A 24,230-nucleotide genomic window follows, 5' to 3' on the forward strand; every position below is an offset into this window, starting at 1 on the left:
TTTACATGAAATTAATATGAATTTGGGCTTATAAGGACCGTATCTTTATCTATGACTTTGCCGGTGATAAAGGTTTTTGGGTTGTCAAGGGGCTCTAGTCTTACAAACTTTCCAAGGTATCCGTTTTGCATCGCTTTTGCTTTTGTGGTAATCCTTATATAACCGTTGTCGTATATCACTCTTACGATGTCTCCATACCTTATAACAGGCACCATGCTTATCATAGAAGTCCTTATGGGCTCTCCTATGCCTATATTTTGTAAGGCTGTAGCCCCTATCACTTGATGCTTTGATACTACTAAGTTTTGAGGCACAAATCTAATGTATTTGACGGCGCTTTTAATGTCGTTTTTTGTAATTATCTCCCCCCTTGTGATAAGTTTTGTTGCCACTATCACAGGTACTCTCCATTCTATGTAGGCTATGGCGTTGTATGTTCTTTGAAGTATGTTGTTGGAGTTTATGCTTATGCTAGCGTAAGCGTCTGGGCTAAGAGGTGGTATCCTAAGGCTTACTGATATGTCTTTTGAATCCACTTCAAAAGGTTTGTATACAAAACAATTTACCGAATCCACCTTTATATTTTTACCATACTTTTTTTGTATTTCTTGTTTTACTAGCTTTTCAACATATCTTTGACTAAAAATTATCTCTTTTGAAAAGCCCAAAAACGGTAGAAAAATTAATAAAACAAAAACGCTATAAAAGGTTTTTTTCATTAACCAGTGTAAAGGTTTGCCGCTGTTGATAGCATGGTATCTGCTGCGGTTATCCCTTTGGCGTTAAACTGGTAAGCTCTTTCTGCTATTATAAGATTTACCATTTCGTTGACTATATTAACATTTGAGGCTTCCACATAGCCAGATAGAAGTGTGCCAAGACCTTGGGTACCGGGATTTGATACTATAGGGTTTCCGGAGGCTTGGGTTTGCTCATATAAGTTGTTGCCTATCCTTTTAAGACCTGCTGGGTTTACAAAGTTTGCCAGTTGTAATTGACCCACCACCTGAACCCCTTGTTGACCCGGTATTGTTACAGCTACTGTACCATCTGGACCTATGTTTACAGATGTAGCGTTTGGAGGTATAGTGATTTGTGGTTGTATAAGATATCCATCTGCCGTTACCAAATCTCCATTGGCATCCAATTGAAACTGTCCATTTCTTGTATATGCAATAGTGCCATCTGGCATTGCCACTTGGAAAAATCCATTTCCTTGAATAGCTACATCAAGAGGATTACCAGTTTGTTGGACGTTGCCTTGGGTAAATATGCCGTAAGTTCCATCTATATATGCCCCAAGTCCAAGTTGATATCCTATGGGGTTTTGGGAGTTTTGAGAGGTTTCCATACCGGGGTCTTTTACCGTTTGATATACAAGGTCGTCAAATACGGGTTGAAGTTGCTTATAGCCTACTGTATCTACGTTTGCCATGTTGTTTGATATAATATCAAGGTTTTGTTGTTGGGCTGTCATACCAGCTGCCGATGTCCACATCGCTCTAAACATCTATCCTTACCTCCGCTTTCTAAATATATACCATATCCTCAAGTTTTCAATGCTTTTAATACAATGTGCTAGCATTTAAAAGTGACTCTTGTGTTCCTTGAGAGTAACAATTTACAGGTTGAAAAATGTTTGGAAAGTCATTCACTATTTGAGATAGTATGTTGTAATTGAAGTTTATAGAGGCATTGCCTCCGACGTTAAAATTAGCTAAATCATTAGCATATAAGGCGCCGTTTATCTGGTTGTTTCCTATGTTAAAATTACCAAGCATATAAGCCATAATAAGTCCATTAAACTGTGTGGTGCCGCTCATATCGATAGTCATGTTAGAATTGCTACCTATACCAGATATAGCTACTACTGGTTCTTGAGAAGTTCCTACTTCTCTGTTGCCATTTATACCTTGTATAGTGAGTCCTCCGTTTCCATACAAAAGACCACCTTGTATAGGGCCATTTACGAATGTAGCACCGTTTGTGTATACTATGGAATCGTTAGATGAATTGCAAGGATTTCCACCACATAAATCTGCTGTAATGTTTTGTCCATTAGCGCCATTAAAATATATGTCACCCATACCATCATAAACTTTTGTACCAGATAAAATAGATGTGCTGTCAAAAGCTATAGAACCTGTAGAAACATAAATATTTGAATTTGTAGCGTTTATAGTAGAGTTCATGTTGGTTGCAGCATCTGATACTACAGTGGCGTTTGATAAATTAAAAGGACCATCTATGTTTATACCACCTACTGCATATAGGTTTTGATTGTTTAGTGTAAATCCATTGTTCGCATTGAATACACCAGCTATATAGTATGAAGAGCAAGAAGATGATAGCGTAGTTATAGAATTGCATTGTATAGTTTGCCCATCGTTTGATACTGCACTACCATAACATACACAATTTGATGGTAAAGAAGCTGGGTTTGGTATATTCAAACAAGACGAACCATCTGGGGGACATGCCATATCTTGAATAGCTTGTTGTAAAGCAGAAAAGCTTGGATAATTTGTAATCATTTTAGCTATATCTGGAGCACTGATAGTTTTAACAGCTGGATTTCCTATAATACCTTGTGGATTGTTAGAATTAGGATTGCTTTGGCAAGTATAATAGTTAAGTCCTAAGACAATACTTAAACCATTACCTCTTAGAAGACCTGCAGCTTGGCAGTTATCAGTGTAATCACAACCATTTATAGCAGCAGAACCAAAAAAGTTCATTATTGCACCGTTTAATATCCCAAGAGCTCCCCAATTGGACCCGCCAGTGGATATTGCCACCGCTTTTGCCACTTGCCCTCCAGTTTGTCCTTTACCTATAGATTCTATAAAACATGTTGTATTGTTGGTATCAGCTTGTGTAATTACTGTTACGGTTCCACCAGTAGGGAGGTTTTGAGACATGCCACATCCGTTGTTTTGGCAATTACAAATACCATTCATAGCGTTGTAAGCTGCTTGTTGAAGTCCATAATCCGCATTATAATAGGCTTTTTGATAGTTTATCATAGCGGTGGATGTCATATTACCATAATACACAAGCAAAGCACCAGCTATACCTATTACAAATAGTATTATCATTACAAGCATAGTGGTGATTAACGTATAACCAGACTGTTTTTTCATAAAACCCACCTCCTACTTGTAAAAATCAAAGCTAAAAGTGATGGAAGCCATGCTTCCGGAAGCATTTTTATTGCTCGAGTTAACACCTATAGTAGCTTGTATCATATTGCAAGAGTTTGTGGAAAGGCATCCTTGAGGATATGCGCTAAAACTAACACTTTGCACTGGGACTATCGGTTGTGTATTGGTAATGTTAGTAGCTTCGTTTACGGTTTGAAGATATAGCCAAAGATTGTTGTTGTCACTTGGATTTTGCTTACAGAAAAACGATATTTGATATGGAACTGAATAAAGTACATCCCCTGGGCTTAAACTTACGTTTTGAGCTGTATTAGTATCATATATTGTGGCTCCAGATATACTGGCGTTTGGACTTGTAGTAGATATGCAAGATACGTTGTTTGGAGATATATCTATTGTAAATACATCAGGAGAAGTATTAGAAGAGTTTGAATAATAAAAATTTTCTCCTCTAACTAAATAATAGTATGCGGTACTACCGCTTGGATTTGTATCTGATAATCTACAGCTTATGACATAAGCATTCCCATTGCTTATACTTTGCACCATTCCAAATCCATACAAATCTCCATAAAATGTAATGCTATCGCAAGGGCTTCCGGAGGATATGGATACGTAGTTTGGCGCTGGCGGTGGATACCCGCCGGTACTTAGTGTATTTGATGGGACACCGACACCGGCTCTGTCAAAATATTTTTGCATTATCACATAAGCGTTGTAAGCGTTTTCTTCTGCACCAGATATGGAGTTTGTATTAAAAAATATCTTTTGAGTGGATTCGTAAAGTTCAAAAAGTGCCAGCATCAGTATAATGCTCATAGCTATGGCTACAAGCATCTCTGTAATGGTAAAAGCCTTAGAACGCACAAACATTGTCAGTTTCCCTATAAGATATGTTGTTGTAAGAGGCCGTGGATGTTATTGGACTACAGCCACTTGTAGGCGGACTACACGCTCCATTTCCATTTATAATATTTCCAGATTGGTTTATATTCAAATGCACTTGTATGCCACCGCACTTGACTGTGGAAGGTATCGGCTGTCCGCTCATACACATGGCTATGCCGTTTGAAGCGACAGTGGTAAGACATCCATATATAAACCTATTTTTTGTATCGTTTGCAAAAAATGATTGTAGCGCTGCAAATGTGATAATCCCTATTGCCAAAAGAGCGATAGACACCATAACCTCTGTAATAGTAAGCCCCAAGTTTCCATGTTTATGAGCTTTTATCATAAACTCCTCTAACTAAAATTATAATACTTTTATAAATTTTTGTCTATGGCTTCCTCTAAAAAAGATAGCTCTAACTGTTTTTTTACAAAATATTCGTTTGTGCTTCCGTAGGTTTTTTTTCTTGATATAGAAAGTTCTTTTGATATTATATCTTTTGCATCTTTATCAAAAGCGTTTGAAAAAGTGTTTAGTTCTTCTTTGCTAAGAGATTCCAATGGTTTTTTATGCTCTATGGAGTATGCCACTATATTACCTACTATGTGATGAGCCTCTCTAAAGGGTATATTTTTTTCTACAAGATAATTTGCCAGGTCAGTGGCTAAAAGTAAATTGCCAGCCTCTATATCGCCTCTAAACTTTATGTCTTTTATTATAAGTATCATCATTTTTAGGCTTTTAAGGATGGTATTTGTGGCGTCAAAAATAGGTTCTTTGTCCTCCTGAAGGTCTCTGTTGTAAGTTGTTGGAAGCCCTTTTAGATTTATCATAAGATTTAGAAGGTCTCCATACACTCTTCCAGTTTTTCCTCTTATAAGCTCCAAAACATCTGGATTTTTCTTCTGAGGCATGATAGAACTGCCCGTACAAAGACTATCTGGTAAATCTATGAATTTAAACTCTTCTGTGTTAAATATGATAAAATCCTCTGCCATCCTTGAAAGATGCATAGCTATAGAGCTAAGGCAAAACATGTACTCTATGGCAAAATCTCTATCTGCCACTGCATCCATTGAGTTTCTAGATATTTTGGAGAAGTTTAAAATACTTGCTTCCAAAAACCTATCCAAAGGAAAATCTGCCCCTGCCAAAGCACCGCTTCCAAGGCTCAAGGTGTCTATCCTTCTATAGGCGTCTATAAGCCTCTGGGAGTCTCTCACGAAAGCCTCTTTAAAAGAAAGAAGATAGTGAGCCACCAGCACCGGCTGAGCTCTTTGTAAGTGTGTGTATCCCGGTATTATAAGATGCTCGTACTCTTTTGCTTTTAAAATAAGCTGTTGTTTTAAGGCTTTTAAAAGCTCAAAAATATCTAATATATGGTCTTTTAAATATAGCCTTAAATCTGTGTTTACTTGGTCGTTTCTGGATCTGCCAGTGTGTAATTTTTTGGCATCTTCTCCTATTAGTTCGTACAATCTGCTTTCTATGTTCATGTGTATATCTTCTTTTGATATGTCGTAGTTAAATACGTTTTTTTCTATCTCTTCTTTTATCTTTTGAAGGCCTTTCTTGATGTTTTCATAAGATTCTTTTGAGATGACGCTTGCTTTTAGAAGGGCTTCCAAATGGGCAAAATCTTGTTCTATATCATAAAGAGCCAGAATCTTGTCAAAGCTTATAGACTCTGTAAAAAGCTCCACATCTTTTAGAGTTTCTTCTTTAAACCTTCCAGACCAAGCCTTACTCATCCTGTTATTATACTATGTTTTATGAATATGACGGATATAACTGTGATTGTGCTTCCTATGGCTGATAAAACAGATATGGTAGTTGGTTTTGAAGACTTAAATATGTAGGTATGTACAAGTATTGCATAGTAAAACCATAAAAATGATATGACTATAATCTTTGGGTCTATATAAAGGCTTTTATCGTAATAAAAAGACCACATTACACCAAAAAGTATGGTGATAGTTAAAAATATGAAGCTCATATTTATGGACAGCTTTTCTATAAATATCAAGGTATAGATAGGTACGTAGGTTTTTGAAAATCTCTTTTGTTTTATCTGCTTTTCGGATATAAGCTTTAGAAGTGAAAAAATACCACCAAGCATGATAAAAGAGTAAGAGAGCCCTGCACTTATAATATGTATAAGGAATATGGGATTTAGAAGGCTTGCATGCTGATGCAAAAATACATTTCTTAGGTTTGCCATGCTAAATAGAGCGCCTATGAAAGATATGATAAACCCTACATTTTCCAGGTTCCTAAATTTAGTAAGAAGTATGCCGTAAAAAAGCATTATGACGTTGCCAGAAAACGCCACTATAGCGTCTATGTTGCTAAACACTACGCCAGTTTTTACGTTTATTATAAGCTTAATAAGGTATGATAGGTTGCCAAGCATTATAAAGATTAAGCTATACTTTATCGTGTTTTTGGCTTTTAGAGTATAAAGTAGAAAACTCACAAACGCCATTAGGTAAAAAACGATGTTTAGAATGTAAAGTATCATACATTCACCAACAAATCAGCGCCTATATTACCTATTACCTTTGCTTTTGTTATGATGCCTGTTTTAGCGCTTGGTCTATCCAATATAACTATCCCATCTATCTCGGGGGCTTGGAAGAAGGTTCTTCCTTTATCTTTTTTCTCTATAAGTATATCTACCTCTTGACCTATTAGGCTTGTATTTTTTTCTTCAAGTATGTCTTGAGATAGATTAAACACCTCTTTGTAGCGTCTTTGTTTTTCTTCTTTTGGTATCTTGTCTTCAAGCTTATAAGCAAAGGTCCCTTCTTCGTGGGAGTATTCAAATACCCCCACAAATTGAAAGATTTTTTGGCTTATAAAATCTAAGAGCTCTTCAAAATCTTTTTCTTCTTCAGTTGGGTATCCTACTATAAAAGAGCTTCTTAAAATGGATTTTTTGTGTTTCATAGCGTTTATTTTTTCTAAAAGCCTAAAAATATCTTTTTTTGTATAGCCTCTTCTCATGCTTTTTAAAACATTATCGGATATATGTTGAAGCGGTATATCAAAATATGGCAAAATGCTTTTAGAATTGTCTATAAAATCTATAAGCTCATCGGTGATGCTATTTGGGTAAAGATACATGAGCCTTATCCAAGGAAAATCTAGCTTTTCAAGGGCTTCTAAGAGTTTTATTATGCTTTTAAAAGAGTTGTCTTCTTGATAGTAAAGAGTGTCTTGGGATACTATGATAAGCTCTTTTACATCGTTGTCTTTGAGATATTTTGCCTCATCTACAAGCTCCTCTATGGATTTGGACCGATGATGCCCTCTTATACTTGGTATCGCACAAAAAGAGCATTTTCTGTTGCAGCCTTCTGCTATCTTAAGATAAGCATAATGCCTTGTGGTGATTTGTCTTTTTGGGGTTTCTAAAAGCTCAACACTGTCTAAATCTTTTATATTTTCAAAAAATACAGCTTCTGGTATCTCTTTTTGAAGCTCTTCTTTGTACCTATAAACAAGACATCCTGTTACAAGTACTTTTTTACCGTCTTCTATAGCTTTTAAGATATGTTCGATAGATTCTCTTTTGGCTTGTTCTATAAAACCGCAGGTGTTTATAATTACAGTATCGGCTTTGTGATAAGAGCTAATATCCTCTTTTTTAAAAAAACCGATAAGGTTTTCCGAATCCACTAAGTTTTTTGGACATCCTAAGTTTACAAAATTTACTTTCATATTAGGTAAAGTACTCTAACTTATCAAGCGTTTCCCAACTAAGCCCTTCTTTTCCAAAATGTCCATAACAAGCGGTTTTTTTGTATATGGGTTTTCTTAAATCCAAAATCTCTATAATGTCTTTTGGATATAAGCTAAAGACTTCTCTTATCCTTGATTTTATAAGCTCTACGGGTTTTGTCTCTGTGCCAAAAGTCTCTATGTCAAAACCAATTGGTTCTTTCACACCAAAAGCGTAAGCTATCTGTATGAGGACTTTCTTAGCCCACTTGGCGGCCACTATATGCTTAGCGATGTATCTTGCCATATAGGAGGCGGCTCTGTCGGTTTTTGTGGGGTCTTTGCCGGAAAAAGCGCTTCCTCCTGAAAAAGATATATCCCCGTAAGCATCTGATACTATTTTTCTTCCGGTGATACCTGTATCTGCCACTGGACCCCCTATTATAAATCTACCAGCTGGGTTTATCTTTATCTTGGTTTCTTTCCTCAACAAAGAGGTTGGTATGTGTTTTTTTATAATATCTTCAAATATAAGCTCTCTAAGATGAGACAAGCTTATGTCTGGGTCATGCTGGACAAACATATTTATGGAGTCTATATAAAACGTGTTTTGATCTTCGTATTTTATCCCCACTATAGTTTTGCCATCGGGTCTTAAAAATGGCATCATACCCTTTTTTCTAAAATCTGATGTGGTTTTTGAGATTTTATGAGCGTAATGTATTGGGGCTGGTAAAAAGTTTTCGGTTTCATCGGTGGCGTATCCTACCACTATAGCGCTATCTCCGGCACCTTCTGAGGCTATGCAAAGAGCTATTTCTGGGCTTTGTTCGTTTATCGAGCTTATAATACCTATCAAATCACCATCAAAACCATACTCTGGCTTTGTGTATCCTACTTCTTTTATAGCTTTTTTTGATATCATCTGTAAATCTACGTAGGCAGAGGAAGATACTTCCCCGGCTATAAATACGATGTTAGAGCTAAGAAGTACATTGATAGAAACTCTAGAAAATGGGTCTTTTCTCATAAACTCGTCCAATATTTCATCGGATATGATATCTGCAAGCTTGTCTGGATGTCCTTCAAAAGGTGATTCTGCAAACCTTATCCTATCCATCTTGTAGCCTCTTCTTTACATAGGTTATTATGTCCACTGGCAACGGGTCATAACCATACATACTTGCCAAATGATAGCTGGCAAAATCCCCTATGTATATATTTTTTAAAAGCCTTGAAATGTAAGAGTTTCCTTCTTCGGATATGAGTATTGGGTTAAAGCCTTTATCTTTTAGAATATCCACGGTCATGCTAACTCTTAGGTTTACTCTAGGATGTTCTTTTTTGTCTGCCACTATTACAAACCTAAGGTACTGGTTTATATCTGGGTTTGTGTAGCCCACCACTTCGTTGTGATGCATCTCTGGTATATATGCGTTGTAAGCTGGGGTTTTTGAGTTTTCATTTATCTGGGTTTTAAATCTGTAAGCGGCTGCTTCCATAAGCGGTGTGCCGTATATGATAGGTACATATCCAAAAAGCCCTTTTGCTATGTCTTTTGAAATTTCTTCATAACGTGAGCTTGATGCTTTTAAATCCTCTTTTAAATCCAATATCTCTTCCTCTTTTCCAAAAAGCCACAAACAGGCGTTTAACATAAACCCGAGAGCATACCTTGGTGGATAACCGGTGGGTATTTTTATGTGAGGTACCCCGTTATCGCTTGATAGCTTTTCCAACTTACCTCCTGAGCTTATGGATATTATCTTGGCACCTATTTTTATCGCTTGTTCAAAGATAGATATGGTCTCTTCGGTATCGCCACTGTAAGATATGCATATCACTAAGCTATTTTTATCCACAAAGGGCAAAAGCTCGTATCCTTTTATAGAAAACACGGGTTTTTTGAAATCGTTTTTTATAAGATAAGACCTCATTATCTCTCCTACGATACCAGACCCTCCCATGCCACTAAACACAAGCATGTTGAAATCCTTTGGTATCATACCATCGGTGGTTATTTTTTCAAACTGCTTATCAAATCCCCTCAGCATTTCTAATGCACTTTTCATCTGAAACCTCCTTTTAACCTTTTTAATATTTTACCATTAAAGATTACCTCATTGATGAAGATAAATTTTGTATGTTATAATGTCATTTCAATGAAGTATATTCTAAAAGGAAAAGTGTTTGGAAGAGTTCAAAAAGTAGGTTTTAGGGCTTTTACCAAAGATATAGCCGATAGTTTAGGTATTCAAGGTTATGTGAAAAATTTGGATGATGGTTCTGTGGAGTTTGAAGCCATAGGAGAAAAAGAAGTGTTAGAAATATTTTTAGAAAAGCTAAAAGAAGGCCCAAAGTATGCTTTTGTTTCTGATATAAAATATAACATGGAGGTTTTTGAAGATGAAGATTATCCAAAAAGCTTTGATATTTTGTATTAGTTTAGGGCTTTTAACATGGCAAGCAAAAGCGTATGAATGCCATTATTATAAAGTTAGAAAGGGTGATACGATAGACGGTATTGCTCTTAAGTTTCACGTTTATACAAAGTCCATAAAGGAGGCAAACCCGTCTCTTAGAAGGCATAAATTTTTATCTATAGGGCAAAAACTCTGTATCCCTTACAAGCCGAGAAAACCAAGAATACCTACGATGAGTTATAAAGTGAAAAGCGGCGATACTTTATCTTTGTTGGCAGAGCGTTTTGGTACTACTGTAAGAGAATTAAAAGAGCTCAACAACCTTCACAGGAGCTTTTTAAGAGTTGGAGAAACCATAAAAGTCCCTTACAATACAAAGTATATAGAAAGATATGAAGGCAGGAAGTATAGGCTTTACATTATTAAAAATGGTGGCACTCTAAGAGACGTTTCTGATGTTACTGGTGTACCGCTTAGAATACTTGAAAAGTTAAACCCAGATTTGGTAGGTAAATACCTTAACAAAGGGGTTGTGGTGAAGCTTGGCAAAAAGCATATAACTTACAAAAGATTGATAGCTAGGGCAAAAAAGCACTATAAAGAAAACTATGTTTCAACACCTTCAAGACCCACTCCAAACAATCTAAAATCTCTTACCAGACAAGAGGCTAATGAGAATGTACAAAAACCTACTTCTAAGGTAAAAATACCTTTACCTGTGGATGGTCAAATAAAAAGAGCCCAAAGGGGCATAAATATAATTACCGCTTGCGGCAAGCCTGTCAAAACTATAAACTCAGGCATAGTGGTATATAGCGGTGATGACCTTGCGGCTTACGGCAATATGGCTATAGTAGATGGTGGTGGTATCATAACGGTTTATGCATACAACCAAAAGCTTCTTGTAAAAAAGGGTCAGATGGTCACTAAAGGTCAAACTATAGGTTTAGTAGGCAAAAAACCCGGTACATCTATCTGTGAGCTTCATTTTGAATTAAGGAGTAAAGATGGCACTCCCATAGACCCGATTACTTATTTTGGTAGATAGTTTGATATAATATATTAAACTTTGAAAGGAGGAAATTGTATGGATTTAAGCAAAATAGTAAGCAAAAACCCGCCGGAGGATATCTACGCTTTTATAGAAATACCAAAAGACAGCAATATAAAATATGAGCTTGACAAAGAAAGCGGCGTAGTTTTTGTAGATAGAGTGCTTTTTACTGCAATGTATTATCCTTTTAACTACGGTTTTATACCAAATACCTTGGCAGAAGACGGGGACCCGGCTGATATCCTTGTTATATCGGAATTTTCAGCTATACCTTGCTCTGTTATAAGATGCTCTTTGGTGGGTATGCTTGAGATGGAAGATGAAGCTGGTGTTGATACGAAATTTTTAGCAGTGCCCCACAAAAAAGTAGATCCTTCTTTTTCTCATATAAAAGACGTAGAGGATATCCCGCAACATATAAAAGACAAGATAAAACACTTTTTTGAGCACTATAAAGAGTTAGAACAAGGTAAATGGGTAAAGATTAAAAACTTTATATCCAAAGATAAAGCATCTGAGGAGCTGAAGAAGGCTATAGAACGTTTTAACAAATGAGCCTTGTAAAAGACACCGCTTTAGAAACTATCTCGAAAGAGATAGAGGCCATTGAAGGTTTGAAGCTTTTAATAAACGAAGATTTTGAAAAAGCTGTGGAAATTATACATAGCTCAAGCGGTAAAGTGATACTTACAGGGGTTGGTAAATCTGGACATATTGCAAGAAAAATAGCTTCTACAATGGCAAGTGTTGGCACTCCTGCGGTGTTTTTACATCCAAACGAAGCGCTTCATGGAGATTTAGGTATTATAACAAAGGATGATATTGTTTTGGCACTTTCAAACAGCGGAGAGTCCATTGAGATAATTTCTATGATACCTTATATAAAAATGGTGGGCTCTTTTCTTATATCCATTACAAATAAGAAAAATTCTACCTTGGCAAAACAAAGCGATATAACGCTTGCTTTAAATATAGATAAGGAAGCATGTCCTTTAAACTTAGCCCCTACTTCTTCCACTACAGCTATGCTTGTCTTAGGCGATGCTTTGGCTATGAGTCTTCTAAAGCTATCTGGTTTTAAAGAAGAAGATTTTGCCCTTTTGCATCCTGCTGGATTTTTAGGAAAAAAGCTAAAACAGGTAAAAGATGTGGGACATTTTGGCGATGAGCTTCCTGTGGTGAAAAAAGATGCAAAAATTTACGAGGCTATTATAGAGATAACTCAAAAGGGTTTTGGAGCCACTGCTGTTGTTGATGAAGCTGGATTTTTAGTGGGCATACTTACAGACGGAGATATAAGAAGGATTTTAGAAAATAAAATAGATATAAACACCACCAGCGTTTATGAGGTTTGTACCAAAAACCCTAAAACTATATCAAAATCAGATATATTAGCAAAGGCGCTTTCTTTGATGGAGAATTATAAAATAACTGTTCTTATAATAGAAGAGGATGAAAAACCCATAGGCATAATACATCTTCACGATATATTGAGGTCCGGGATAAATTGAACTCTTCAAATATTTTTACTATTCCAAACGTCCTTTCTCTTATAAGGCTTGTAGTATCTCCTTTTTTATTTTTTCTTTTAAAAGCCGATATAAAACTTGCGTTTTTTTTGTTTATAGTTGTCAGCATTACAGATGCTCTTGATGGTATTATAGCTAGGCTTACCAACAGCATAAGTTTTCTTGGAAGGATTTTAGACCCTATAGCCGATAAGGTTTTGATACTTTCTTTGTCTTTTGCTTTTATAAAATCCAAATATCAAATACCTATTGTGTTTGTAAAGTTGATAATAGCGAGGGAAGTGTTTATAATCCTTGGAAGTATCTTGTTTCTTTATTTTGGTATAGTTCCAAAGCCATCTTTTCTTGGAAAGTTAACTACCTTTTCTTTGATAATACTTTTTTCTGGACTTTTTTTTGAGAATATAAAAAACACCAAACTGGGCGTGGTAGATATATTTTACGATATATCTTATATATTTTTAATTCTAAGCTTTTTGGAATATCTTAGCATAGGTGTTAGAAATATGATAAGCATATCAAAGTATAAAGTTTTAAAATAGTTTCATGAAGCTTTTTATAAAGAAGCTTTTTATCTTTGTTATATTTGTTCTTGTTTTGTTGGCAGCTTCTGGTATAAAATCTTTTGGGGTAGGGCCGAACCTAAACGAATATTTGGAAAGAAAATTAAACCACGCTGTAAATCTAATCCACTTAAGAGATTATCAGGATGCTGTATCTGAACTTATGGATGTCTACTCCATGGCTCCAAAAAGCAAATACGGTGAGCTTTCTTATTTGTATATAGCAAAGGCTTATGCTTATGAAAACTATTATAGCGCCAACATAGAAGGTGTTCAAAACGCAATAGTAATGCTTAATATGTATCCTTTTTATTATAAAGTACCTTCTTATATAGCTTTGCAAAGGGAAATATTGGGAGACATATATCTTCTTTTGGGAGATTTTAACAAGGCTGCCGGTGTTTTTATGGTCCTCTCAAGCGAGTATAAAAACATAAACAAGTATAAGATAAAATTAGCTTATGCTACCTTAAGAAACTATGACAAAAACGGTATAAACTACATTCAAAATATACAAAACAAAGATATAAAAACTCCAGAAGATACAGCCCTTTATTACTTTGATTACGCCATATACTATTTTTTAATAGGCGATTATAGACAAACTACCTTTATGCTGCATGAAGCTTCTGATTACGATAGTTTCTTATCTTATCATCCTTATTTTGAGTTTCTCTATGGATACGCTTTTTATAAAATGTCCGATTGGCAAGATGCGATGTTTCATTTGGAGCTTTCAAAAAGAAGAGATATATATGGAAAATATACAAACAAGGCAAATTTTATACTTATGCATATATACTTAACCACAAAAGATTATCTTGATGCCCATAAAGTGTTAAACGAGTTTTTAAAACACGATGGTCTTTTTTACAACCCTGTAGCGTATATATCTTTTAGTACTCTTTGGATGCATCCTGATTACCTTAAAACTTACAAAATACCCTTTTACAAAAAGACGCTGGATCAACTTTTATGGCTTCATTTTCCAAGCGTTTTATCTTTGTATCCAGACTTTGGTCTTCTGAGCTATTATCTTAAAGATAACCTTACTCCTTCCGAGATTCAAGACATGTTTATAGGCTTTTTAAATATAAAGCTTCCAGACAATCCTATAAATTTTGACGATATCAATGTATCTTTTGAAAAGCCCATAGACTATATAGTAAACATAATATCTAAAGAAAATCCTTACAATAAAACCTTTGCTTATAGGCTTTACAGCGTTTATAAAGAAGACCCTGATTTGTTTGCAATGTTTTTACAACCAAATACTTATGAAAATATCTCGAGAGTTTTTGTATATATAGGTGATACTACTGGGCTTGGGTTTACAAGCGGTATACAAGACCAAAATATAAGGACATTTTTACAAGGAGAGTTTTACATAGAACAAGGAAATGTGAAAAATGGGATATCGGCTTTAAACTCAATTTTAAACAACTTAAAGGGCGATGACAAAGAAGAAGCCGAGTTTTTGATAGGGTATTATACCGATAACGATACTATGCTGGATAGATTTTTATCTCATAAAAACGTATATATGTCAAATAGATTAAAAGATTATACAAAGCTTGCTCTTTTAGAAGACGGCGTGCTAAAGTTAAACAAAAAAGATTATAAGAGTGCTTTAGAATATTTTAAAAAATATATAGATGTATACAATAAACCAAAGGACAATATTTATTGGTGGGCTTTATACAAAGCTGCTTACATTAGCTACTTGCTAAAAGATAAAAATGAGTTAAAATATATATTAGGTTTGGCTAAGGGTAGCCAAAATATGTGGGCTAAGGCTGCTATAGTTTTGTGGGGTGAATAGTTATGGGGCTTTTTAAAGGTGTAGATGAAGTAGTTCCTTATCTGGATTATACGTGGTTAAAACATAAAATTATACTTAGCAACTTAGCAAACGCAGATACCCCTCATTATAAAGAGCTAAACGTAAGATTTGTACCCTTTGAAAAAGAGCTTGCTCTAAAAATAACAAATCCAAAAAAACAAATACAACCCGTGCAAACAGGACCCCATTTTGATATATTAGAAAAAGAATCTGGTCTTGTGGGTAACGATAGAAACAATGTAAGCATAGAAAAGCAAATGGCCGAAGCTAATGCTAATTATATAGCCTATGAGACGTATATGAAAATGGTAACAGACAATATAAATGAACTAAATACAGCTATAAAAGGGCAATAAGGAGGTAAACTATGCTTGATATATTCAACGCTTTTGACGTATCTGCTTCTGGCATGTATGCAGAGCGTATTAGGATGAATACCATTGCTTCAAACCTTGCAAACTACGAATCCTACAAAAACAATGGAACCCCTTATCAGAAGTTAGAACCTGTTTTTCAAGCGGTTTATGATAAAAATTTACTTTCTGATGGTTTAGTACCTGTAAATGTAAACGAGATTAGACAGTCAAACGGTTTTAAGCTTATATACGACCCTTCAAATCCTCATGCCAACGCTCAGGGTTATGTAGAAGAGCCCAATGTAAACGTCACCACTGAAATGGTGGATATGATTACAGCTACAGAGAGTTATCAAGCCAATCTAAGCGCTTTTAATATGACTAAAAATATAGCTCAGTTTACTATAAACAGCTGGACATAAGTATGGACAACATAATCAAAAGTATACCTGATTTATTTGCAAACAATTCTTTAGAAAAGCCTCAAAATCAGAAAAATAAAGAAGGGGAAACGTTTTTTGATGTGCTGTCAAACTTTTTAAACTATACAAACGAAGTCCAACAAACCGCCGAAGCTACGAAAAAGGCGATATTAGAAGGTGCTGATATTCCACTTCACGATGCTGTGGTACAGTTTGATAAGGCTGGTGTGGTGTTGAATCTGCTTGTGCAAGTGAGGAACAAGCTTTTAGACGCTTATCAAACTCTTATAAACACACAAGTTTAACGCTCTATGGACTTTAAAGAGATATTGAACAACTTAAAAGAGCGTTTTCAGGCTTTAAACAAAACCCAGCAAATAGCAATTGTATCTATACCTATAGTTTTGGCGCTTTTAACAGGAGTTATTTTTTTTCTAACATCAAGAGTCCATTATACGGTGCTTTACGGAGATTTAAACAACAGAGATATGGCTGCTATAGTAGAGCAGCTTGAAAAAGATAATGTAAAATACAAAATAACACAGGATGGCAGGACTATACTTGTGCCAGAGAACGAAGCTAGACAGCTTAGATTGAAGCTAGCAGCTATGGGACTTCCTACTAAAGGATATCCAGGTTTTAAGCTTTTAAACAAGATGCCCCTTGGAATAACGGATTTTATGCAACATGTGGAATACCAAAGGGCTTTAGAACAGGAACTATCAAATACTATTCTTGGTTTTAGAAATATAGAAAGAGCCAAGGTAAATTTAGCAATACCAAAACCAAGCATATTTATAACCGAAAACCAAAAACCTTCTGCATCAGTTTTTATAGAATTAAAGCCAGGAGCGTCCATTACCAGACGTCAAGTGATAGCTATAAGAAATTTGGTGGCTGCCAGTGTACCAGATTTAACACCCAATAGAGTTACGGTGGTTGATAGCAACGGTGTGGACCTAACTGAAGAACTAAACAATCCGTCTTCCTATCTTACCAATGAGCAGCTAAGGGTTAAAGCTGAGCTTGAGAACTCTATTACAAAACACCTTGAGCAAGTCCTCGGTCAAGCTTTGGGTTATAACAACGTAAGAGTTGCCGTTGATGTAGAGCCAGATTTCTCTCAAGTGGAAACAAAGTCTAAAAATTACAACCCAAACACTACGGCTATTGTAAGTCAACAGAAAAAGCAAGAGACCACCACCGGTACTAGTGTGTCTGGAGTACCGGGTACCGCTTCAAATATACCGCCGATGAGCGGTCTTAGACCAAATGCCAACTTTCAATCTACTAAAAAAGAGGTTACTACGAACTACGATGTTAGCGTAGAAAAAACTCATATAGTGGATAAGACTATACGCATAAAACGTATGAGCGTAGGTGTAATAGTAAACGCAGATCTTAAAAATATCAATTTAAATAGTATAAGGCAGCTTGTGGTAGCTGCTGCTGGCGTTGACCCAAAAAGGGGTGATACGGTATCCGTTATAGCTGTACCTTTTTACAAACCTGTGGTGCCAAAACCACCTATATACCTTGTATATGCAAAGTATGGTATAGCAGGTATTTTATTGCTGTTACTTCTTGGAATATTGCTGTTTGTATTCTTAAAAACCAGGAAGAAGCCAGAGATGCAGGAACTTCCAGCTGTAAGCGCTGCTATGGAAGCTTTGGAGTCTCTTGAAACAGAAGAATTAAGAGAAAAGGCAAAGGAGCTTATCACTGTAGATAAAATGATAAAAGTTACTAAGGAGAATCCTGATAAAGTGGCTAAAATTATCAAGCATTGGTTAACCACCAAGAAATGATGGGTAAATAGAATATGGCTGAACAGGTTTTAGGTCAGGAAGAAGTAGACCTTCTTTTAAAATCTCTTGGCAAAGAAGAAGAGGTAGAGGAGAAATCTTTAGGTTATGAAAAGTTTGATATAGATGATTTAGAACATATCTCTCTTGGTACCATAGCTGGACTTGAGATTATATTGGAAAAATGGAGTAGGCTTTCAAGGGCTAAGTTGTCTAACCTAGTGGTGGCCATCAACAACGTCTACAAAGCGGAAACTTCACTTATAAGGTTTGAAGATTTGCTATCCAAATTGCCAGTACCCTCTTGTATAAACATGTTTAATATCACAGGTCTCAAAGGAACACACTTTTTAATACTAGACCCAAGGATGATATATAGCATAGTGAGTGTTATATTTGGTGGGTCTGCAAAACCTTATAAGATAGAAGGCAAAGAGTTTACAAGGTTAGAGTTAAAGATTATAAAGAAGGTTGTGGATTTGCTTTTGAGTGCTTTTCAAGAAAGTTGGAGTAGTATATTGTCTGGAGAAGTGATGTATTTAGAAACAGAAGTAAATCCAGCTCTTATAGCTCCTATGAACTCTAAAAAGGAGATGTTCATACAAGCTCATATAAATATAGAGATAGATGGTATAGAATACCCGATATTTTTAGCTTTGCAAAACTCATCTTTGGAGCCTGTGGTAGATAGACTTAGAAACGTATCAGAGGTGGCCGAATATGTAGATTACGATAAAATTTTAAAAGAGCTTTTAAAAGATATAAAGGTGAAACTTTCAGCTACCATAGATGGTGGAATTTTTTCTGTGAAAGATATATTAGACTGGGAAGTGGGAGATCAAATAATATTAAAAGCCCCAGCAAACAAACCTATAAAGGTGAACGTAGAAGGTATACTTAAGATGTACGGTGTTTTAGGGCGTTCTAAATCTAAAAAGGCTGTTAAAATATTAAAGATGTTAGAAAACAAGGAGAGTAGCTGATGGCAGAAGAAGAGAATAAGCAAGAAGAACCTCAAAAAGAAGATGCTCAAGCACCTATTGAAAATCAAGAAATGCAATCCTCTCAAGGTCAAAGTGATGAAGATTTGATGAAGCTCTGGGAAGAGGCTATGGAAGCTCAAAAAGAGGTTCAAACTTCTGATGAAGCTCACCAGCAAAATCAATCTTCTAATCAAGAGCAGGACATATCAAAAGATTTGCAACGTATATTGGATATCCCTCTTTCCATTACTGTGGTGATAGGTACTACCGTTATCACTATAAAAGAGCTTTTAAATTTAAGACCTGGTTCTGTGGTGGCTTTGGACGAGTCTATAAATAGTTTTGTATCTGTCTATGCCAATGGAAAACTTATAGCCAAAGCAGAGCTTGTGGTGGTTGGTGAAAATTTTGGCATAAGAATATCAGAAATTATAGAGAAAGAAGAGCGTGTAAAGACGCTGGCAAACCTTTAAAGGTATCTTACCTTCACTTTATCTTTTAAGCTAAGAGCGTCTTCTAAAGTAGCTAACGCTGTGCCGGGTTTAAGTGTTGTAGCGCTACCAGTAGCTACTGCATAGACAAGCGCTTCTTCATCCGAAAAGCCCATATACTTTGCATATATAAAACCAGCTACAGATGAATCCCCTGCTCCGATGGTGTTTATCACTTGGAGAGATGGCGGAATTGCGTGCATTACCGTATTTTGGCTCACATACACTATACCATCTTTACCAAGAGATACCAAAACAATCTTTACTCCCATTCTATTTATCTCTTTAGCCGCTACAACAGCATCGTCTATGGTTTTTATTTCTCTTCCTACTACCCTAGAAAGCTCATGACGATTTGGTTTTATAATGTCTGGTTTATGATTTATGTTAAATTTTAATACATCACCATCGGTATCTAATACCACTGTAGCCGATTTTGATTTGGCAATATCTATTATCTTTGCGTAAATAGCAGGTTTTAGACCCTCTGGTAGTGAGCCAGATATAACTACATAGGAAGGGTTATCTAAGCTGTTTATTTTTTCCATAAGCTTTGTGAGTTCAAAAGGTGGTATGCTGGGTCCTTTTGCGCTTATGATTATTTGGTTGTTGTTTTTTGTAGTGTTTATAATGATGTTTGTTCTTGTTTCTTCTGATATTTTTATAAAATCAAAATTTACCCCTTCGTTTATAAGAAGTCCTTCTATTTCAAGACCTGCAAATCCACCCACAAAACCAAGTGCTATATTTGGAACACCGAAGTTAAACAACACTCTAGATACATCTATACCTTTTCCGCCAGCGTATTTTTCCTCTTTTATTATCCTGTTTGTGTCATCTATTTTTAACTCGTCAAGCCATATAGTCCTATCCAATGCTGGGTTTAGCGTAATAGTATATATCATAAGCTCTCTTGAAAAATTTTATAGGCTGCTTCTGGGCTCATGTCGTGAAGTGTTATAGCGGATATGGCCTTTGTCATAGCTATAGCTTCTTTCAATGGCCTTTGGTGTATGTTTCTCCCTGTGCCGTTTCCTCTTACGCCGGCTTGCTTGTAAGTGTATAACTCTCTTAAAAACTCTAAAACCCCTTCTTTTGAACCACCTTCACAGATAAGCCCTGTATTGCCAGCGGCTTCTACGGCTATTTGAAGAAGCTCTTTTACATCTTTGCCCTCTTCTTTTGGTACTTTTATCTTAGCAAAATCAGCTCCCAAACACGCCGCCACACCAGCCGCCCCAGCTATAAGCTCAGGATCATGTTCGTTTTTTATTGCTTTTCCTTTTGGATACATCCATAAAACAGCTATCATGTTGTTTTTGTGGGCTTCGTACACAAGCTCCGAGGCTTCTTTTAACATAATATGCTCAAACTCGCTACCAAGGTACACTGTATATCCTATCCCTAATATTTTTACGCCTTTTTGCTTTAAGTCCAATATTTTTTCAAAATCATGAAGGCTTGTACTTATAGGGTCTCTTTGTGCAAAAGGCACTAAGTTTGTTTTAGAGTTTACCTTTACAAGGTATGGTATATTTGGATATTTTTTAGCGTATCTTGTTATAAGACCAAGCTGTGTAGCAAAAACCCCTATTTCCCCTCTTGATGCTATCTCAAAAAGATGCTTTGGATTTGCATCGTCTTTTGCTATACCTTCACCGTAAAAATCTTTGTTAAGATGCTCTATCTTTTGGTCCCCTGCAAAAAGCATAAGATTGCCAGTGCATTTTGTAGCTTCGTTGAAGCTTTTTGAAAACTCTTCTACACTAGAAACGTTTGCTGGTATACTAACCTCAAACATTTTCACTCTCCTCAACAATTATTATAACAATTTTTTATAAAGCTATTTAATTTAAAAACCATGTTTTCTAAAGCCATATGTTCTTGACTTATAAGCTCGTTAAAATCTTTAACAGAAAAAGGTTTTTTATAGCTAAAATCCTCTGTTTTGTAAATGTTTTTATACTTTAAATAAAATCTTGCTTTTAGTATCATGTTGCCTTTATGGATAGTTTTAAAATCTGGTTCAAAATCGTATATATGTATTGAAAGCTTGTACTCTGAGATAGGCTTTTCTACTAAGTAAGGCAAAGCCTCTAAAAGATAGTTTTTAACGGTGCAATCCAAAGAACAAGGGAAACGGTGTTTTGCAAAATATCTTAGCTGATGATTGTATACGTATGCCATGTCATCGGTATCTAGGTATCTTGGTGAGCTTACGCTTGATATATATATTGTTTTGTTACCTTTGTAAGTTTTGATCGGTTTTATAAACTCTATAGTTTTTTCTTTTTGGACAAAAGCGCACGAGGATATTATGATAAGGCTAAAAACTAAAAAAATCTTTTTCATTTTGTCTCCTCCAAAGGAAATGGTTTTTGATGTTTTATTATAATAAATGAGTTTGGGTGGTTTTTGATGTGTTTTATCAAAATCCTCATCTCGTTTGATGTTCTTTGTATACTTTCTAGGGTTTTGTTTATCTTGGGATATACGTTGGTGGTAAGTGTGTTTGAATTTGATTTTAGGCTTTTGAGAAGAGAGTCAAGCTCTTCGGTTTCTTTGTTTAGGTTTTGTGCTAATGTTTTGTACTGTGCTACTGTATCGTTTATATCTTTTACGTTTAGCTCATTTATTTTATCATTAAAAGCCACCAAGACTTTGTTTGTATTGGATAAAGAGCTTTTAGAGTCTGTGATAAGAGAGTTTAGGTTTTTAATAGTATCGTTGATATGTGCAAATAACAAATCAAGCTTTTTAGCATTTTTAGAAGATATCATGTTGTTTAAATTTGTTATAAGGTTGTTTGCAGAGTTAAGTATCTTAGGTATATAATTTGATATCTGTTGAAGCTCTGAGGGTTTCATAGGTATCACGTAAGAATCCAAATTTTTATCGTAATATGCTTTTACTCCATTTTCCCTTTCCAAATCTATATAGGAAAGGCCTGTTATGCCAGCTATTCCAAGGCTTGCTATCACGTCCTTTTTTAAATCCAAATTTCTTTCTACGGATATTTTTATTTCAAGCGTTTCTTGGTCTTTTGCTATCTTGATAGCACTTACTTTACCTACGTCAACCCCTTTGTATTTTACAGGTGAACCCACGGATAGTCCACTTACCGAGTATTTTGTGAGAATGTAATAAGAGTTTAAATCTCTATCTTTGAAAAAGCTTGTAGAAAAGTATACGGTGGCCAATGCAACGCTTATGCTAAATATTATAAACAAACCTATCAACGTATATTTTGGTTTTCCTTCAATCATAGCAATGCCCCCTTTGGCCTTTTATAAAAGACTTTATAAATGGATGGTTTTGGGCTTTTAGCAAAGAAGGATGCCCGTTAAAGATTAGCTTTTTATCATAAAGCATGAGTACCCTGTCCACTATTTTCAAGGAGGCGATGTCGTGAGTTACCATAATCACCGTAGTGCCAAGACTATCCCTTATAGATTTGATAAGGATGTCAAACTCATCGGCAGAGATTGGGTCTAAACCAGATGTAGGTTCATCTAATATAAGAATATCTGGTTCTAAAGCCAAAGCCCTTGCCAAAGCCACTTTCTTTTTCATGCCACCAGAAAGCTCATTTGGGTAGGCCCATATATTTTTAAAACCAACCATATTTAGCTTGACAACGGCGTTTTTAAAAGCCATATTCTTTGAAAGGGAAGTCTTTTTTAAAACAGGATACATGACGTTTTCAACGCTTGATATAGAGTTAAAAAGAGCGTTAAATTGAAACACTACCCCTATCCTATCTCTTATTTTTTGTATTTTAGCCTCGTCGTCGTATTCTATTTTTTTATTATCAAACAATATATCGCCAGCTTTTGGTTTTAAAAGAAAAAGCATAAGCTTTACCAAAGTGCTTTTACCAGCTCCGCTTCCACCTACAATAGCCACTATCTCTGATTTTTCTATCCTAAAGCTTATATCCTCGTGCACTATATAATCACCGTAAGAAGAATAAACATGTTTAAATTCTATCATATGCCTATCTTTGCAAAAATAATGGAAAATATTGCATCTATTACGATTATACCTGATATACTGATTACTACGCTTTTCATGACGTTTGAGGTGACTTCTTCCGGTTTTTTACCAGAGTAAAAGCCAAAGTATGTGCCTATAAGCCCTATATATGCTCCGAAAAACGGCGCCTTTATAACCCCTATTAAAATTTGACTTATCCCTACAGTTTCTTTTAGTCTATCAAAAAACATGTTAAAGGGTATATCTAAATAGATTTTAGCTATTATTGCACCCCCAAACACCATCAAGTTGCTAGAAAAAAGCACCAAAACAGGTGTTATCAAGCTAAGAGTTATTATTCTTGGTAAGCCAAATACCACAAAAGGTGATATCCCCATCACTTCAAGAGCGTCAAGCTCTTCGTATACGTTTCTTATGCCTATATTGGCTGTATAACCGCTGCTTACTCTTCCTGCTAGTATAATTCCTGTGATAAGGGGTCCTAGCTCTCTAAAAGCCGATATACCTATCAGATTTACTATAAATATATTTGCGCCAAAACTTATAAGCTCACTGGCACTTTGGTAAGCTATCACTACCCCCACCAAGAAAGAAAGTACCCCCAATATAAACAAAGAGCCAATGCCAGAGTTTTCTATCTCTTTTAAGAAAGACCCAAGCTCTATATCTTTGGCATTGCTAAACATCTGATACAACAATGCTCCTATGTATTCTAAAAACGTTAGAGATATTTTGAGGCTTTTAGCTTTTTTGCTTTCGTCGGCTTCATAGCTTAACAGTTCTTTTACTTTCTGTATAAACTCTATATGTTCTTTTTTGCCTATAAGCTTCTTATCTTTGTATGTTTCTAAAAGCTCCAATACGAAGATAGCCCCAAAGGTATCTATTTTATCAACATCTTTTATATCTATTGTATGGTCTTTTAGTATTGCAGATATATCTATCTTCTCCTCAAGCGTCTCTTTGGTTAGTTCCATGACCTAATT

Annotated in this window: 28 protein-coding genes; 12 read left to right on the forward strand and 16 right to left on the reverse strand. The window is 35.6% G+C overall.

The window, feature by feature from the left end; all coding sequences use genetic code 11:
* Window positions 1-11: 11 nt before the first annotated feature.
* The 10 genes from flgA to ACYQZV_RS05175 are packed head-to-tail and all read right to left on the reverse strand — an operon-like array spanning window position 12 to window position 9,851.
* Complete coding sequence (gene flgA, locus ACYQZV_RS05130; RefSeq protein WP_459893867.1) at window positions 12-719, reverse strand: flagellar basal body P-ring formation chaperone FlgA; 708 nt, start codon at window positions 717-719, stop codon at window positions 12-14.
* Window positions 719-1,510 carry a flagellar basal-body rod protein FlgG gene (gene flgG / locus ACYQZV_RS05135; protein WP_459893868.1) on the reverse strand — a complete coding sequence of 264 codons (792 nt, stop codon included), beginning with the start codon at window positions 1,508-1,510 and terminating at the stop codon, window positions 719-721. The genes flgA and flgG overlap by 1 nt, the downstream gene beginning before the upstream one ends.
* 55 nt (window positions 1,511-1,565) lie before the next feature.
* Window positions 1,566-3,143 carry a hypothetical protein gene (locus ACYQZV_RS05140; protein WP_459893869.1) on the reverse strand — a complete coding sequence of 526 codons (1,578 nt, stop codon included), beginning with the start codon at window positions 3,141-3,143 and terminating at the stop codon, window positions 1,566-1,568.
* A 12-nt stretch (window positions 3,144-3,155) separates the two neighbouring features.
* A complete protein-coding gene (locus tag ACYQZV_RS05145; protein ID WP_459893870.1) occupies window positions 3,156-4,037 on the reverse strand; it encodes a PilW family protein in 882 nt (293 codons plus the stop codon).
* The gene (locus ACYQZV_RS05150; RefSeq protein ID WP_459893871.1) at window positions 4,021-4,401 is read right to left on the reverse strand and encodes a type IV pilus modification PilV family protein; all 381 of its coding nucleotides are present in this window, start codon (window positions 4,399-4,401) and stop codon (window positions 4,021-4,023) included. The genes ACYQZV_RS05145 and ACYQZV_RS05150 overlap by 17 nt, the downstream gene beginning before the upstream one ends.
* 29 nt (window positions 4,402-4,430) lie before the next feature.
* Window positions 4,431-5,807, reverse strand: coding sequence for an argininosuccinate lyase (gene argH / locus ACYQZV_RS05155; protein WP_459893872.1), 1,377 nt, complete (start codon window positions 5,805-5,807; stop codon window positions 4,431-4,433).
* On the reverse strand, window positions 5,804-6,577 hold the full coding sequence (gene ccsA, locus ACYQZV_RS05160; protein WP_459893873.1) for a cytochrome c biogenesis protein CcsA: 774 nt from the start codon (window positions 6,575-6,577) through the stop codon (window positions 5,804-5,806). The genes argH and ccsA overlap by 4 nt, the downstream gene beginning before the upstream one ends.
* Window positions 6,574-7,779: a 30S ribosomal protein S12 methylthiotransferase RimO gene (gene rimO / locus ACYQZV_RS05165; protein ID WP_459893874.1), complete on the reverse strand. Its 1,206-nt coding sequence runs from the start codon at window positions 7,777-7,779 to the stop codon at window positions 6,574-6,576. The genes ccsA and rimO overlap by 4 nt, the downstream gene beginning before the upstream one ends.
* Window position 7,780: 1 nt before the next feature.
* Window positions 7,781-8,899 carry a methionine adenosyltransferase gene (gene metK, locus ACYQZV_RS05170; RefSeq protein ID WP_459893875.1) on the reverse strand — a complete coding sequence of 373 codons (1,119 nt, stop codon included), beginning with the start codon at window positions 8,897-8,899 and terminating at the stop codon, window positions 7,781-7,783.
* Window positions 8,892-9,851 carry a bifunctional phosphoglucose/phosphomannose isomerase gene (locus ACYQZV_RS05175; protein ID WP_459893876.1) on the reverse strand — a complete coding sequence of 320 codons (960 nt, stop codon included), beginning with the start codon at window positions 9,849-9,851 and terminating at the stop codon, window positions 8,892-8,894. Before ACYQZV_RS05175 ends, metK begins: the two co-directional genes overlap by 8 nt.
* A gap of 90 nt (window positions 9,852-9,941) precedes the next feature.
* Here ACYQZV_RS05175 and ACYQZV_RS05180 point away from each other — a divergent pair, with 90 nt between their 5' ends.
* Genes ACYQZV_RS05180 through fliN form a run of 12 tightly spaced genes read left to right on the forward strand, consistent with a single transcriptional unit; the run spans window position 9,942 to window position 19,230 of the window.
* The gene (locus ACYQZV_RS05180; RefSeq protein WP_459893877.1) at window positions 9,942-10,223 is read left to right on the forward strand and encodes an acylphosphatase; all 282 of its coding nucleotides are present in this window, start codon (window positions 9,942-9,944) and stop codon (window positions 10,221-10,223) included.
* Complete coding sequence (locus tag ACYQZV_RS05185; protein WP_459893878.1) at window positions 10,186-11,250, forward strand: LysM peptidoglycan-binding domain-containing protein; 1,065 nt, start codon at window positions 10,186-10,188, stop codon at window positions 11,248-11,250. Before ACYQZV_RS05180 ends, ACYQZV_RS05185 begins: the two co-directional genes overlap by 38 nt.
* A gap of 39 nt (window positions 11,251-11,289) precedes the next feature.
* The gene (gene ppa, locus ACYQZV_RS05190; protein ID WP_459893879.1) at window positions 11,290-11,811 is read left to right on the forward strand and encodes an inorganic diphosphatase; all 522 of its coding nucleotides are present in this window, start codon (window positions 11,290-11,292) and stop codon (window positions 11,809-11,811) included.
* Window positions 11,808-12,767: a KpsF/GutQ family sugar-phosphate isomerase gene (locus ACYQZV_RS05195; protein WP_459893880.1), complete on the forward strand. Its 960-nt coding sequence runs from the start codon at window positions 11,808-11,810 to the stop codon at window positions 12,765-12,767. The genes ppa and ACYQZV_RS05195 overlap by 4 nt, the downstream gene beginning before the upstream one ends.
* Window positions 12,764-13,327, forward strand: coding sequence for a CDP-alcohol phosphatidyltransferase family protein (locus ACYQZV_RS05200; protein ID WP_459893881.1), 564 nt, complete (start codon window positions 12,764-12,766; stop codon window positions 13,325-13,327). Before ACYQZV_RS05195 ends, ACYQZV_RS05200 begins: the two co-directional genes overlap by 4 nt.
* Before the next feature lie 4 nt (window positions 13,328-13,331).
* The gene (locus ACYQZV_RS05205; protein ID WP_459893882.1) at window positions 13,332-15,170 is read left to right on the forward strand and encodes a tetratricopeptide repeat protein; all 1,839 of its coding nucleotides are present in this window, start codon (window positions 13,332-13,334) and stop codon (window positions 15,168-15,170) included.
* A gap of 2 nt (window positions 15,171-15,172) precedes the next feature.
* Window positions 15,173-15,547 carry a flagellar basal body rod protein FlgB gene (locus ACYQZV_RS05210; RefSeq protein WP_459893883.1) on the forward strand — a complete coding sequence of 125 codons (375 nt, stop codon included), beginning with the start codon at window positions 15,173-15,175 and terminating at the stop codon, window positions 15,545-15,547.
* Between the two features lie 11 nt (window positions 15,548-15,558).
* Window positions 15,559-15,969 (forward strand): flagellar basal body rod protein FlgC, encoded by a 411-nt coding sequence (gene flgC, locus ACYQZV_RS05215; protein WP_459893884.1) that lies wholly within the window; start codon window positions 15,559-15,561, stop codon window positions 15,967-15,969.
* A gap of 2 nt (window positions 15,970-15,971) precedes the next feature.
* Window positions 15,972-16,274 carry a flagellar hook-basal body complex protein FliE gene (gene fliE, locus ACYQZV_RS05220; RefSeq protein WP_459893885.1) on the forward strand — a complete coding sequence of 101 codons (303 nt, stop codon included), beginning with the start codon at window positions 15,972-15,974 and terminating at the stop codon, window positions 16,272-16,274.
* 6 nt (window positions 16,275-16,280) lie between these two features.
* Entirely contained in the window at window positions 16,281-17,777 is a 1,497-nt protein-coding gene (gene fliF / locus ACYQZV_RS05225; RefSeq protein ID WP_459893886.1) for a flagellar basal-body MS-ring/collar protein FliF, read from the forward strand.
* 14 nt (window positions 17,778-17,791) lie between these two features.
* A complete protein-coding gene (locus tag ACYQZV_RS05230; RefSeq protein WP_459893887.1) occupies window positions 17,792-18,757 on the forward strand; it encodes a flagellar motor switch protein FliM in 966 nt (321 codons plus the stop codon).
* Window positions 18,757-19,230 carry a flagellar motor switch protein FliN gene (gene fliN / locus ACYQZV_RS05235; RefSeq protein ID WP_459893888.1) on the forward strand — a complete coding sequence of 158 codons (474 nt, stop codon included), beginning with the start codon at window positions 18,757-18,759 and terminating at the stop codon, window positions 19,228-19,230. The genes ACYQZV_RS05230 and fliN overlap by 1 nt, the downstream gene beginning before the upstream one ends.
* Here fliN and pfkB read toward each other — a convergent pair.
* From pfkB to ACYQZV_RS05265, 6 genes are read right to left on the reverse strand one after another with little or no spacing between them, the layout of a single operon-like run.
* Entirely contained in the window at window positions 19,227-20,153 is a 927-nt protein-coding gene (gene pfkB / locus ACYQZV_RS05240; protein WP_459893889.1) for a 1-phosphofructokinase, read from the reverse strand. The two genes, fliN and pfkB, sit on opposite strands and share 4 nt — an antisense overlap.
* Window positions 20,150-21,049 (reverse strand): beta/alpha barrel domain-containing protein, encoded by a 900-nt coding sequence (locus tag ACYQZV_RS05245; protein WP_459893890.1) that lies wholly within the window; start codon window positions 21,047-21,049, stop codon window positions 20,150-20,152. The genes pfkB and ACYQZV_RS05245 overlap by 4 nt, the downstream gene beginning before the upstream one ends.
* 11 nt (window positions 21,050-21,060) lie before the next feature.
* Entirely contained in the window at window positions 21,061-21,600 is a 540-nt protein-coding gene (locus ACYQZV_RS05250) for a hypothetical protein (protein ID WP_459893891.1), read from the reverse strand.
* Window positions 21,597-22,514, reverse strand: coding sequence for an MlaD family protein (locus ACYQZV_RS05255; RefSeq protein ID WP_459893892.1), 918 nt, complete (start codon window positions 22,512-22,514; stop codon window positions 21,597-21,599). The genes ACYQZV_RS05250 and ACYQZV_RS05255 overlap by 4 nt, the downstream gene beginning before the upstream one ends.
* Window positions 22,507-23,241: an ABC transporter ATP-binding protein gene (locus ACYQZV_RS05260; protein WP_459893893.1), complete on the reverse strand. Its 735-nt coding sequence runs from the start codon at window positions 23,239-23,241 to the stop codon at window positions 22,507-22,509. Before ACYQZV_RS05260 ends, ACYQZV_RS05255 begins: the two co-directional genes overlap by 8 nt.
* Complete coding sequence (locus ACYQZV_RS05265; protein WP_459893894.1) at window positions 23,238-24,221, reverse strand: MlaE family ABC transporter permease; 984 nt, start codon at window positions 24,219-24,221, stop codon at window positions 23,238-23,240. Before ACYQZV_RS05265 ends, ACYQZV_RS05260 begins: the two co-directional genes overlap by 4 nt.
* Window positions 24,222-24,230: the final 9 nt, after the last annotated feature.

Source organism: Hydrogenobaculum acidophilum (assembly GCF_054656715.1).